We start from the raw sequence: 12,894 nt of genomic DNA on the forward strand, positions 1-12,894 counted from the left end.
GAGGACGACGCCCTGGACACGATGACGCCACCCAACGAGACGCCGACGGCACCCAAGAGCCCCGCCAGCAAAGCGGTGGCGCCGCCGGATCTGCCGGAAGTCGACCTCGGCGACAGCAGCCTCTATGTCCATCGCGAACTGTCGCAGCTGCAGTTCAACATCCGCGTCCTCGATCAGGCGCTGGACGAATCCAAGCCGCTGATCGAACGCCTCAAGTTCCTGCTGATCTTTTCGTCCAACATGGACGAGTTCTTCGAGATCCGCGTCGCCGGCCTGAAGCAGCAGATCGCGTTCGACCACGAAGTGATCGGCGCCGACGGCATTCCGCCACGCCGCGTGCTCGCCGAGATCGCCGAGGTCGCTCACCGCCAGATCGACCGGCAGTACCAGATCCTCAACGAGAAGATCCTTCCGGCCCTGGCCGCCGAGGGCATCGCCATCGTCCGGCGCAACCAGTGGACGCATAAGCAGAAGCTCTGGGTACGCCGCTATTTCCGCCATGAAGTGGCGCCTCTGGTCACGCCGATCGGCCTCGATCCGACCCATCCGTTCCCCCGGCTGGTCAACAAGAGCCTCAACTTCATCGTGCAGCTGGAAGGCACCGATGCGTTCGGCCGGGATTCGGGCCTCGCCATCGTTCCCGCCCCGCGTATCCTTCCGCGTCTGATCCGCATGCCCCCGGAGATCTGTGAGGGCGGCGACAATTACGTCCTGCTCTCCTCGATCATCCATGCGCACGCGGACGATCTTTTCCCCGGCATGCGCGTTCTGGGCTCGTATCAGTTCCGTCTGACCCGCAACGCGGATCTCACGATCGATCCGGAAGACGTGGAAGATCTCGCGCGCACGCTGCGCGGCGAGCTCTTTTCGCGGCGCTACGGCGACGCCGTGCGTCTGGAAGTCGCGGATAACTGTCCCAAGCCGCTGGTCGACTATCTGCTGAAACAGTATTCGCTCGAGGCCGACTCCCTTTACGAAGTCAACGGCCCGGTCAACCTGGCTCGCCTTTTCGAGATGACCCTGCAGCCACAGTATGCGCGCCTGCAGTTCCCGACCTTCATCCCGGCACTGCCCAAGGTGCTGGCCGAGGCCGAAGACATGTTCGCGGTCATCGGCAAACAGGACGTATTGCTGCACCACCCGTTCGAGTCGTTCTCGCCCGTCGTCGACTTCCTGCGCCAGGCGGCGAAGGACCCGCAGGTGCTGACGATCAAGCAGACGCTGTACCGGAGCGGAGCCAATTCGGAAATCGTCGACGCGCTGGTGGAAGCCGCGCGCTCAGGCAAGGAGGTCACCGCCGTGGTCGAGCTGCGTGCGCGCTTCGACGAGGAATCCAACCTCAGCCTCGCTTCACGCCTGCAGCAGGCCGGTGCGGTGGTGACCTATGGCGTCGTCGGCGTGAAGACACATGCCAAGCTCATGCTCGTGCAGCGTCGCGAGAACGGAAAACTGGTGAGCTACGCCCACCTCGGCACGGGCAACTATCACTCGGGCAACGCGCGCCTCTACACCGATTACAGCCTGCTGACCTCGGACGAGGCCTTGTGCGACGACGTGCATCGCCTGTTCCGTCTGCTCACGGGCATGGGCAAGGCACTGAAGATGAAGCGCATGCTGTATGCGCCGTTCACCCTGAAAAAGGGCCTGCTCGACCTGATCGCTCGCGAGGCGACGAACGCCGCCGCCGGTAAAAAGGCGGAGCTCGTCTTCAAGATCAACGCGGTCACGGACCCCAAGCTCATTCGCGCGCTGTACCGGGCGAGCCAGGCGGGCGTCCGCGTCGAGCTCATCGTTCGCGGCATGTGCTGCCTGAGGCCCGGCATTCCGGGTGTGTCGCAGAACATCCGCGTGCGCTCGGTGGTCGGCCGGTTCCTGGAGCACAGCCGCGTCTACTGGTTCCACAACGATGGCGAGCCCGAACTTTTCCTGGCCAGTGCCGACCTGATGGAGCGCAATCTCGACCGCCGCGTCGAGACGTGCTTCCCCATCGAGGGCAAGAAGCTGCGCCAGCGTGTGCGCCGCGAGCTCGACCTCTACCTGACCGACAACCATTCGGCCTGGGTCCAGCAGGCCGATGGCGGTTACACGCTGCTCCAGCCGGCAACCGGGCAGCCGGTACGGGACGCGCAGACCCAGCTGCTCGAGCGATTCGGCGGTCTGGCCGCTCCGGCGGCCGCCTAGGCCCTTCACCTACCCCCAACGGCCAAGGCGACATGCTTGCCGAATAGCGGCACAATGTGGCCGCTGGTAAGGGAGACGGGCTTTCCTTGGAATGCCGCCGGATCCACGTCGCGCGCCCGGCTGGCGCGCCGCCGTACGTCGGATGCAGGACTGGCATGAGCTCGAGGGAAAGACAGTGGCAGTGGTTACATCGCCTGATCCAGGCGGTCGTCACCTGCCTGCTCTTCACCGTCATGGCGACACCCGCGGCCACCCTCACCGGTAACTGGCGTGAGGCCCATCCCGGCGATGTCCCGTCGGACGTCCTGCTCGAAGCCTACAACCGGCCGCTCGCCTCGTTCGACCCGGCGCGCATGCAGGTCTTCCCGGCCTCGGCCAACGGCACCTGGGTCATTCTGCGGCAACTTCCGCCCTGGACCGCCGGCGAACGCGTGCTCAGCATCAACACGCCCGGGCTCGGCGCCGTGTCCCTCTACGACGAACACGGGCGGGCGGTGTCCACTTCGCTCGAAGACTTCGGCCCCGGCGTGCATGGACATGGGCGCCTGATGTTCAGCCTGCCCGCGTCGATGCCCGCGTCGCACACGATCCTGCTCAAGTTCGAACCGACGACGATGCCCGCCGGAGCGGTCACCATGTCGACCAGCTCGTGGGCCGACTATCTTCGCGAAGACAGTGGCTGGGTCGCTTTCGCGACGGCCTGTTTCGCGGTCATCCTGACGATGGCACTGATGGCGATGTGCTTCGCCGCCATCCTGCGTGACATGACTTTCGGCTGGTACGCGGCTTATCTGGTCTGCTACGCGCTCATCCAGGGCGTAAAGACGGGCTACATCTTCCATCCCCTGGAGTTCGAGTCGCTGGCGGGCATGGGCGATACGCTCGGCGCCGCGGCGACGTCGCTCTCCGTCTCGTTCTCGGCGCTGTTCGTGCTTCGCTTCGCCAAGATCGATGACTACGCACCGCTGTTGCGCATGCCGGTACTGGCGTTCGCCGTCGGCATGCCCGTGCTGATCGTGCTGCGTGCGACGGGTATCGAGGTCCTCGTGCAGACGGCGGCCTTGCTGCTACAGCCGTTGCTTCTGATCGGCGCATCGTTGCTGCTGGTCGCCGGCGCCATCGCCGCGGCCCGCGGCTCGCGACACGCCTGGTTCTTCCTCGTGGGCTGGACACCGTTGCTGTTGCTGACCGCGTTATGCGGCGCGCAGGCACAGGGCATGCTTGCCGACGCGCCGTGGCTGCCCAACGCGGCGATCGCCTTCGGGGCCTTCGAGGCCATCGTGCTGTCGATCGGCTTGTCGGACCGCGCACTCACCATCCGCCACGATCGCGATCGCGCGCGGCAGCTGGCCGACAGCGATCCGCTGACCGGGGTGCACAACCGCCGCGCCTGGACGGATGCCGCGCTGGAGCGTCTGGAGCAAGGCATGTCGCGTCCGATCGCCCTGCTCTTCCTCGACCTGGACCATTTCAAGGAACTCAACGACCGCTTCGGTCACGCGGCGGGCGACCGCGCGCTCGTGGCGGTGGCGGCGGCATTGCGAGACGAACTGAGGCCTTCGGATCTGCTGGGTCGGTTCGGCGGTGAGGAGTTCGTCGCCATGCTGCAGGGCGTGGATCGCGAGAACGCCATGCAGGTTGCCACACGGTTGTGCCGCCGCATCACACGACTGGATGCTCACCTGGGCGAGAACAGCGAACCGCTCACGGTGTCCATCGGCGTGGCTTTGCGCACGCCGGCGGATACGTTGCAGTCGTTGATCGAACGTGCCGACGCGGCGATGTATGCGGCCAAGCTGGCGGGCCGCAACCGGGTGGTGTGCTCGGGGCCGGCGGGGCCGGCCCTGGTGCGGCGCGAGGGTAAGGTCGCCAACTAGGCCGCGCTGCGGTCTACGTGCGCTCCCGCATCGATTCCGCCGCGGCCACGATATCGTCGTCCCCCGGCAATACCAGAAACGCCGCCCCCGCCAGCGGTGTGAACGTGTCCGCACCCACGACCCGGCGCAACGGCACGTGTCCGAGGCCTGCCTCGACGATCGCCGTGATCACTCCCTCGCCGACGCCCGCGCTCTTGCGCCCCTCGTCCACGACGAGGATGCGCTTCGCCTTCGCCGCCTGCGTCGCGATGAAGCCATCGTTCAGCGGCACCAGCCAGCGCAGATCGACCACGCGTACCTTCCAGCCCTGCTCCGCCTCGATACGCTTCGCGGCACGCAGACTCATCGGCACGCCGTTGCCGAACGTGAACACCACGAGGTCGTCGGCGTCGTCGCCATAAACCCGCCCCTCGCCCAGCGGCATGGCCTCACCGGGTGCCGGGTAGGAAAACTGCCACCGACCGTCGCCAGCCTCGTGGAGGTCCTTGGTCATGTACAGCGCGATCGGTTCGAGGAAGGCCGTCACGCGGCCATCCACCTTCGCCAGCGCCGCCATCGTGCGCAGCATCGTCGCGGCATCGTCCCCGCGACTCGGGCAGCCTACGACAAGGCCGGGGATGTCGCGCAGCGCGGTGATCGAATTGTCGTTGTGGAAGTGACCGCCGAAACCGCGCTGATAACCCAGCGAGGCCACGCGCATCAACATCGGGTTCCGGTACTGGTCGTTCGAGAAGAACTGCAGCGAGGCCGCTTCACCGCGGATCTGATCGCAGGCGTTATGGAAATACGCCAGGTACTGGATCTCCGGCAGCGGCAGCATGCCCATGTTGGCATAGCCCTGCGCGAGGCCGAGAATCATCGTTTCGTCGAGCAGCGTGTTGAATACCCGCGTGTTGCGGAACGCCTTATGAAGACCCTTGGTGACCGTGTACACACCACCCTTCTGCGCGACGTCCTCGCCGAACAGCAGGCTTTCCGGATACTTCGCCATGAGATCGTGCAGGGCCTGACCGATCTGGACGGCCAGATGCTTCGGCGGCTGCGCCTCGGGGAGCTTGTCGGCGCCGCCGAACACACGCTCCCGCTCGGCGGCATCGGCGGCGCGTTCCGCTTCCGCACGAACCGCGTCCGGCGTATACGGCGCCAGCGGCGCCATGACTTCCTCGAGCGACGCGAGCCGCGGGCGGCGATCGGCGTCCTCGGCCGCTTCGAAACAGCGGTTGCGCGTGGCGTTGTAAAGATTGAGCAAGCTGTCTTTGTCGTACAGACCCGAGGCCAGCGCGATCGCCGCGCTGCGTAGCAACGGATCGGTCGCTTCGAGAGCCACCAGCTCGTCGATCGAGCGCCACTCGATCTCGAAGTCGGTGCCGGCATGGCCCATGACGCGCGTGGTGGTCAGGTGCAGGAAGGTCGGACGCCGCGTGCGTCGGCAGTGTTCGACGGCGCGCTGGACATCGGCGTAACCGCCCGCCAGGTCCAGCCCGTCGGCATGGAAGTAATCCAGATCGGGGCGGTGACGGAAGTTGTTGGCGACCCAGCCGCCCGGCGTCTTCACCGAGATGCCGATGCCGTTGTCCTCGCAGACGAACAGCACCGGGGCGGGCAGCTTCTGGTACGCGGTCCACGCCGCCGCATTGAAGGCCGTCTGCGCGGTCGCGTGGTTCGAGGATGCATCGCCGAACGAGCACACCGCGATCGAATCCTGAGGGATCGGCAGGGCATGCCCGATGCGGCGTCCTTGCTCGATCGCAATGGCCGTGCCCAGCGCCTTGGGCAGGTGCGATGCGATGGTGGAGGTCTGCGGCAACACCCATAACGGTTTGCTGCCCCACACCTTGTGCCGCCCGCCCGAGGCGGGATCTTCGCGGCTCGCCGCGAATGACAGCGCGGAATCCATCACCGGATCCATGCCCGGCAGCTTGCGGAACCGCTCGGCCATGAAACCGCCGCTGCGATAATGCAGGAAGGCCGGATCGGTGTGCCGCGTCAGCCGCGCCACCATCGCGTTACCCTCGTGCCCCGACGAGCCAATCGTATAGAACACCTTATTCTGTACGCGCAGCACCCGTGCCATCAGATCGAGATGGCGGCTGATCAGCTGCGACTCGAGCAGTTCGCGAAAATCGCGTGCATCCAGCGCGCTGCCCGGCAATACCGGTTCATCGTCCTGCGGCGCGCGCGCGACGTCGCCCTGCCAGAACTGCACGTACTCGACGAAGTTCTGGTCGACGATCTCGGCGCGGTTGAAGCCCTTGTGCCGGGCGGGGATGGGATGTGGGACGGACATGGCGAAATACTCGTAAGAGAGAGAGCCGGGCGAGGCCACACACGAGCCCGCCCGGCGTATACGTCAGCGACGCCGGGCGAGCCACTGCTCGCGCGTCTGGCCCCAGAGGTCGACGACAACGTCCGTGGACGGCGCCGGCAGCGCGCCGGGCCCCTGCCAGCGAGAACCGAGCTTCTTCGCCACGGCGATGGACGCGATATTCGTCGGCGCGATCGAATGAATCACCTGGCTCCAGCCGAGATGGTCGAACGCCCAGTCCATCGACGCGGCGGCGCCTTCGGTCGCGTAGCCCTTGCCCCAGGTATCCCGCGCCATGCCCCAGCCGATCTCATGGCCCGGCCAGCCCTCGGGCTGCCAGGGACCCAGACGACCGATCCAGCGACCGCTCGCGCGCTCGATGACGGAGAACATGCCGAAGCCGTTGATGCTCCAGCAGCCGGCCATGGTCATGAAGTTGCGCCAGGCCACGGCGCGTGGCTGCGGGCCGCCCAGGAAGCGATTCACTTCCGGATCGCCCATGCATGCGGCCCACGCCTCGAAATCCTCCGCCGCGGTGGGGCGCAGGATCAGCCGATCGGTCTCGATACGCGGGCCGTGCATGGCACGTGCCTCAGAATGCGTTGATGCCGGTGAGCTCCCGACCGACCACCAGCTGGTGAACGGTCTCGGTGCCTTCATAGGTGATGACCGATTCCAGGTTCAGCGCGTGGCGGATTGCCGAATGCTCGGTCGTGATACCCGCGCCACCGAGGATGTCGCGGCAGTCACGCGCGATATCGATCGCCATGCGCACGTTGTTCCACTTCGCCAGCGACACCTGCGTCGGCTGAAGCCGGCCGGCATCTTTCAGGCGACCGAGCTGCAACGAAAGCAGCTGCGCCGTCGTGATGCGGCGTGCCATGTCGGAGACGCGGATCTGCACGGCCTGGTTGGCCGCCAGCGGGCGGCCGAACAGAATGCGCTGCGAGGCGTAGTCGAGCACTTCCTTCAGGCAGGCCTGCGCGGCGCCGATCGGGCCCCAGGTGATGCCGTAGCGCGCCTGGTTGAGGCAGCCCAACGGGCCCTTCAGACCCTTGACGTTGGGCAGCCGCGCGCTATCGGGAACACGTACGTCGTCGAAGAACAGGCCCGACGTCACCGAGGCGCGCAGACTCATCTTCTTGTGGACTTCCTGCGCGGCGAAACCCCTGGTGTCCGTCGGCACGATGAAGCCCTGGATGCCGTCGTCGGTCTGCGCCCAGACGATGGCGATGTGCGCCAGGTTGCCGTTGGTGATCCACATCTTGGCACCGTTGATCACCCAGTCGCCGCCGTCCTGGCGGGCCACGGTTTTCATGTTGGCAGGGTCCGACCCGCCGTGCGGCTCGGTCAGACCGAAGCACCCGATCACCTCGCCCGCGGCCATGCGCGGCAGGTACTCGCGTTTCTGTTCCTCGGAACCGTAGGCGGAGATCGGATACATGCACAGCGAGCTCTGCACCGAGGCGAAGCTGCGCAGACCGGAATCGCCTCGCTCCAGCTCCTGGCAGATCAGGCCATAGCTCACGGCGTTCATGCCGGCGCAGCCGTATTCCTCGGGCAGCGTGGCGCCGAGCAGGCCCAGCGAGGCGATCTCGGAGACCAGTTCCGCCGGGAAACGCCCCTGCTCGAACGCGTCGCCGATGATCGGCAACACCTTTTCGTCGACAAAACGGCCAACGGCGTCCTGCACGGCGCGCTCCTCATCGGTAAGCAGCGAGCGGACGTCGTAAAGATCGAGCGGGTCGAGACGGTGAGCCATGCGGGTACTCGTACGTGGGCAGCCGGAAAGCCCTCGATTGTAGACCCGCGCGGGGTCGGGGTCATGGCGTCCCGCAACATGCATACGAGGGCTGCAAACGTTTGCATAATGGGATGCCCCCGCCTTCAGGATTTTCCCCATGTTCAAAGGCGTCCTGCTCGGTTTCGCCTGCTACGCGGCTTACGCGTGGAGCGATGCCTTCGTGAAGTCCCTCGAGGGCTCCCTGCCGCCGTACGAAGCGGTGTTCTTTGGCGCCGTGCTCGCCATGGCGGCGTTTCCGTTCCTGAAGAAGCCGGGGGACCGCTGGAGCGAGGTCGTGGTGTCGAAGATGCCCGGCCTCTGGCTGCTGCGCGCCATGGCCGGCGCCATCGGCAACATCACCGCCGTCATGGCTTTTACGGCCCTGCCGATGGCCGAGGCGTTCTCGCTGATCTTCCTGCTGCCGATCTTCGTGACGATTCTCTCGGTGGTCTTCCTCCGCGAGCACGTGGGCTGGCGACGCTGGTCCGCGGTGGTCGTGGGATTTCTCGGCGTACTGGTCGTTCTGCGGCCCGGCTTCCGTCACCTGGGCCAGGGCCACGTCGCGGCGATCATCTGCGGAATCACCGGCGCCTTGTCGATCATCGCCCTACGCATGGCCGGAGCCACCGAGAAGCGCATCACCCTCTACGGCGCGGGCGTGATCGGGCCGATGATCGCCGGCTTCATCATGATGCTGCCGCACTTCGTGTGGCCGGACCTGCACCAGTGGTTCCTGGTGCTTGGCTACGGGCTGCTCGCGGCGGCGGGCGCGGTCCTGCTGATGCTTGCCACGCAGAACGCCCCGGCGGCGCGCGTGGCACCGACCCAGTACAGCCAGATGTTGTGGGCGATCCTGTTCGGGTATCTGATTTTCCACGATCATCTCGACTGGCCGATGCTCGTGGGCATCGTGCTGATTCTCGGCGCGGGGCTTTTCACCTTCGTGCGCGAAGAGAAGAAGACCGACTGGTGGCGGTGGACGAACATCGTCTGAGTCGCGTCGGCAAGTTTGCCGTGGCCGTACCCATGCGATAATTCGACCCGGAAAACAATCACCAAGGAATGGCATGGAGCCATGGTTCTGGCGCGTCGGCGCGGCTGTTTCGGCCCTCGGCGCGTGTGCGATCGCCCCCTCTCTCGCGAGCGGATTGATCCTTTTCTCACTAGGCCTGCCGATGTCGGCCTTCGCACCCGGCCTGTGGCACGACTACTGGCAGGTGCTCGATCAGCCGGCTTACCGCCCCTACGCAACGCGCATCGCGATCTGCGCGGGCGCGGGGCTGGTGCTGCCGCTATTGCTGTGGTGCCTGGGTATCGTGTTTTTGCGGCGCCGGGCTCCCTCGGTCCCGGTGTCCGGCCCATTCGACCGCTTATCAGCCTCGTCCCTCCTGCTTACCGCGATCAAGCCCGGTGTAATTCACGTAACGAAAGAGCGTGGGCGCACGCTGGGCGCACCCGATGCCGCGTCAGTCATCGTATCCGCTCCGTATTACCCTGAGGCGCACGCCGTCGTCCTTGCGTCGCTGCGACACGCAGACGGGTCCACCCTCGTCATCGACTGCGGCTCCCGCAGCCTTGCCTTCGCACACGCGGCACCCGGGAGGACCGTCCTTCGGCTGAACCCTTTCGGAGGCGGCCCTGCCTGGAATCCGTTGGCCGGCGCGTGGGGACCGCAAGGTTTGTCGGCCGATGAGCTTCGACACCTTGCTGCGGCGTGGTTCCCCGAAGCGAACCGACACGAACGATTCATCGTCAGTCACACGCGGAACGCATTCGTCAGCCTGGCGCATGTGGTCGCCGACGTGCTGCGGTCTGCGCACAACGAGGCGCCGCCCGCCGCCCCGGGCGATATCCACCGGCTTTGCGCACAGGCCGTCCACTACGTATCCCGACGCGCCTTCCTGCAGATGCTGGCAGAGCGTCCTGAAGTCGGTTTCCAGGCCAGGGGAGGACTTCGTGGGTGGCTGGGGCTTGATGATGCCGGTATCGATATCGTTTGGGAGCGTGTCTCCGACGTTCTGGCACCTTTTGCGGACCCGATCGTGGATGCCGCCACGCGGAGCGAAAGGCTGGCACCGGCATCCTGGCGGCGAGCGACTGTGTACCTGGATGTGCCCGATCGGTGGCGCACCGCGTCCGGTCCCTTTATCGAATCGGCCATACGCCAGTGGCAGGCGGCGCTGGACGTGGGCGAGTCGTCGTTACTGGTGGCCCATGCCCTCGACACGCTTCCGCCCATCGCCGCGCTAACCGACGCGGAATCGCCGTGGCGATGTCTTGCCACGACGCGGGGCCTGAGCGCCCTGCACGACCGCTACGGCAACAACGCCATCATGCTCGACCGCCGTTTCACGGCTTTCGTCGTCCATGCGCCACGCGATGAAGCGCTGGCGAGGCGTGAGTCCGATGCATTGAAGCAGTTCGTTGCCGCCCATCGCGGCGACGGCTACCTCGCGTCGACACCCGCATCGCCGACCGGCCTCATGTCCCTGCGGACGGGCGAGCAGATCGTGGTGACCCCGTCGGTGCCGACACCCGTCATTTGCCGTACCTTGACCTCATCGCGGAAGCCGAACACGCCGCCGCCCCAGACGATCGACCAAGGAGAGGCCATGCCTGTTTCCAAGTCTTTGATTGCGTTTCTTGCGGCGCTTGCGGCGGCTCCCGTCGTAGTCGGCGCGGCAGCAACATCGCTTTCGCCGCCAGCTCCCGCCGACAAAGCTAGGGACGTCGTACCAACCGTCGAGGCAAAACTCGGACCTTACCGCTTCCGCTTTCCGAAGAGCATGTACTACCAACAGTCTGGACCTGATCCAGATGGTGGAGTGATGCTCGACGTGCAGTGGCCCTCTCTGCAGCCGCTGGCGCTCGGCGTCGATTACCACGACACAAACGATAATTTCATCAATCACATAAGTATTGACTTGTCCACAGCCGACCGGCTGTCAGACGCGCAGTATCGCGCCCTGCTCCGTCGCGCGATCGAACCAATGGATCCAGGCAATCCAACCGAGCGTGAGCGTATCGTCAAAGATCTCCATGCACGAATCGAAGGAAAAACCTCCTACGGCCTGACGAGGTATTCCGTAGATTTCAGCAAGTTCCGTGATTTCTACATAAAGAATTACGGAACCAACGTCAGGCCGCCCGACCCCATGCAGAACGACGACTGGTACGTCCGCATGGGGGCAGACGGAATTCCCACGACGGTCATCGCCTGCACACCCGCGCCGCATCCGGATGGCGTACGAATCGAGTCGGGGCGAATCGTCGATATCTCAGATCGTTCGCACCGCGCGACATGTAGACATCGATTCCTGGTGCCCGAGTACCGGCTGTCAGTGACCTTAAGCTATCTCAGAGTAGTCATGCCCGAGTGGCAGCGAATGGAAACATTCGTCCGCGAGACATTGAAAGCGCGTGAGGTGAAGTGATGACCGGCTTGACGGAAAAAAATCTCGATGTTCTGTCCGGGTACGCGGCCGCGGGCAACCGTGAGCTGTACTGGAACTATCTTGCAGAACTACCCGGAAACGATGGCTATGGGCGCTTAGCGTTAGGCGTAGTTCGCAATGACAACATGCCCGGCGCCACAGCCAATGCGTACGCTCAGCACTACGCGCAGCAGCACGGCGGAAGAGTGCTGAGCGAGCGAGAGTGGGATGACTTCGGTGTAAAACTGATCCAGAACGATTTCAACATCCGTCAGGAAAGAATGGAAATAGGTGACGTTCAAGGAGCACTCAACCTTTCCGGCAAGCTCGTGCAGGACGCTCACGACCTGTCATTTAACGCAATTCATATCGATCCCAATGCATGGACGCCGCGCAAGCTGCTCGAAGCCGCTCGCCATCACGGCGCGAACGGTCCGGAAGAGTCCGAGAAAATCTGGAAGACCATGCTGGACAACGATCTCATGGGAACCCGCCGTGGCGCAGCCACACTGGGTGACATGGCGCGCGCGGCAGGCATGTCAGCAGCGGAGCGCGCCTCATACGGCGCAGACATGGCCGCGGCCTGGACCTCGGCCATCGGCGACAGGTCTCACATGGAACCCAACGTCATCGGGCGGAACGATCATTTCTTCGGGCGCGACCGCAACGGCGACTGGAGCGAATTTACTAGTGCGCAACCGACCACGACCGTGTCGTATACCGAGATGAAGGACGTCACCGATCCCAGGCTGCTGCGGGAGCTGGAGGATACGCGGAGTCTTCGCCTGGAAAGGGAGGCCGCTCGTAAGGACTTCCATCCCGACGACCCCGGCCGGCTGATCGGATCGCCTCATCCGATGGCAGACGCCCACCCGCGAACAAGTCTACCGAGCGCCCATTCGGACCCGCTCTACGCGTCACTTCGCATGCAGCTCCCCATGGAGATTTCAAACGATAAAGCGGCACAGATGGCGCTTGTCGCGCGTCAATCGAACATACGCGACGCAAGTGAGTTGTGTGACGTCGAGGTTCAGGGGCGGAGCATCGTGTGCACGGGGATCCGCCCGGGGTCTGTCGCCACACTCGACCTGGCCCCACCCGCACCGCCTATGGAGCGGAGCCTCGCCCAAGGTCAGCAATGGGATGCCGCCTTACAACAGCAAGCCCTCGATGCCTCCATGCAGCAAGCAAGTCAGCAAGCGTCCGTTACCCGGACAGGGCCCGTGATGGGTCTCTGATCCCGGCATCCGGGGAGAAGTGGACTCAGTTGTTCGACACCCCGTGCGGCACATGCCCCGTCGCATCGCTGCGGCA

The 12,894-nt window shown here is 65.0% G+C and carries 8 protein-coding genes; 5 read left to right on the forward strand and 3 right to left on the reverse strand.

What is annotated here, in order from left to right; all coding sequences use genetic code 11:
• Positions 1–21: 21 nt before the first annotated feature.
• Positions 22–2,181 carry a polyphosphate kinase 1 gene (gene ppk1, locus FA85_RS04385; protein ID WP_036111513.1) on the forward strand — a complete coding sequence of 720 codons (2,160 nt, stop codon included), beginning with the start codon at positions 22–24 and terminating at the stop codon, positions 2,179–2,181.
• 155 nt (positions 2,182–2,336) lie between these two features.
• A complete protein-coding gene (locus tag FA85_RS04390; RefSeq protein ID WP_081907405.1) occupies positions 2,337–4,058 on the forward strand; it encodes a sensor domain-containing diguanylate cyclase in 1,722 nt (573 codons plus the stop codon).
• A 13-nt stretch (positions 4,059–4,071) separates the two neighbouring features.
• Here FA85_RS04390 and FA85_RS04395 read toward each other — a convergent pair whose 3' ends face one another.
• The 3 genes from FA85_RS04395 to FA85_RS04405 all read right to left on the reverse strand — a co-directional run bounded on the left by FA85_RS04395 (position 4,072) and on the right by FA85_RS04405 (position 8,125).
• Positions 4,072–6,345, reverse strand: a complete 2,274-nt coding sequence (locus FA85_RS04395) for a thiamine pyrophosphate-dependent enzyme (RefSeq protein ID WP_036111510.1) — start codon at positions 6,343–6,345, stop codon at positions 4,072–4,074.
• Positions 6,346–6,408: 63 nt separating this feature from the next.
• The gene (locus tag FA85_RS04400) at positions 6,409–6,945 is read right to left on the reverse strand and encodes a GNAT family N-acetyltransferase (protein WP_036111508.1); all 537 of its coding nucleotides are present in this window, start codon (positions 6,943–6,945) and stop codon (positions 6,409–6,411) included.
• Positions 6,946–6,955: 10 nt separating this feature from the next.
• Positions 6,956–8,125 carry an acyl-CoA dehydrogenase family protein gene (locus FA85_RS04405; protein ID WP_036111506.1) on the reverse strand — a complete coding sequence of 390 codons (1,170 nt, stop codon included), beginning with the start codon at positions 8,123–8,125 and terminating at the stop codon, positions 6,956–6,958.
• 139 nt (positions 8,126–8,264) lie between these two features.
• On the opposite strand from FA85_RS04405, the gene FA85_RS04410 reads away from it, so the two are divergent.
• From FA85_RS04410 to FA85_RS04420, 3 genes are all read left to right on the forward strand, one after another.
• A complete protein-coding gene (locus FA85_RS04410; protein WP_036111503.1) occupies positions 8,265–9,140 on the forward strand; it encodes a DMT family transporter in 876 nt (291 codons plus the stop codon).
• 73 nt (positions 9,141–9,213) lie between these two features.
• Positions 9,214–11,580 (forward strand): hypothetical protein, encoded by a 2,367-nt coding sequence (locus FA85_RS04415; protein WP_036111499.1) that lies wholly within the window; start codon positions 9,214–9,216, stop codon positions 11,578–11,580.
• On the forward strand, positions 11,580–12,818 hold the full coding sequence (locus FA85_RS04420; RefSeq protein WP_051943401.1) for a hypothetical protein: 1,239 nt from the start codon (positions 11,580–11,582) through the stop codon (positions 12,816–12,818). Before FA85_RS04415 ends, FA85_RS04420 begins: the two co-directional genes overlap by 1 nt.
• The last annotated feature ends 76 nt before the right edge of the window (positions 12,819–12,894 follow it).

The sequence above is a fragment of the Luteibacter mycovicinus genome (genome assembly GCF_000745235.1).
Classification (GTDB): Bacteria; Pseudomonadota; Gammaproteobacteria; order Xanthomonadales; family Rhodanobacteraceae; genus Luteibacter; species Luteibacter mycovicinus.

Bases quoted from the DNA above. Each gene is read 5' to 3' on its own strand.
- ppk1 (WP_036111513.1), top strand. From the start codon at position 22: ATGACGCCACCCAACGAGACGCCGACGGCACCCAAGAGCCCCGCCAGC.
- FA85_RS04390 (WP_081907405.1), top strand. From the start codon at position 2,337: ATGAGCTCGAGGGAAAGACAGTGGCAGTGGTTACATCGCCTGATCCAG.
- FA85_RS04395 (WP_036111510.1), bottom strand. From the start codon at position 6,345: ATGTCCGTCCCACATCCCATCCCCGCCCGGCACAAGGGCTTCAACCGC.
- FA85_RS04400 (WP_036111508.1), bottom strand. From the start codon at position 6,945: ATGCACGGCCCGCGTATCGAGACCGATCGGCTGATCCTGCGCCCCACC.
- FA85_RS04405 (WP_036111506.1), bottom strand. From the start codon at position 8,125: ATGGCTCACCGTCTCGACCCGCTCGATCTTTACGACGTCCGCTCGCTG.
- FA85_RS04410 (WP_036111503.1), top strand. From the start codon at position 8,265: ATGTTCAAAGGCGTCCTGCTCGGTTTCGCCTGCTACGCGGCTTACGCG.
- FA85_RS04415 (WP_036111499.1), top strand. From the start codon at position 9,214: ATGGAGCCATGGTTCTGGCGCGTCGGCGCGGCTGTTTCGGCCCTCGGC.
- FA85_RS04420 (WP_051943401.1), top strand. From the start codon at position 11,580: ATGACCGGCTTGACGGAAAAAAATCTCGATGTTCTGTCCGGGTACGCG.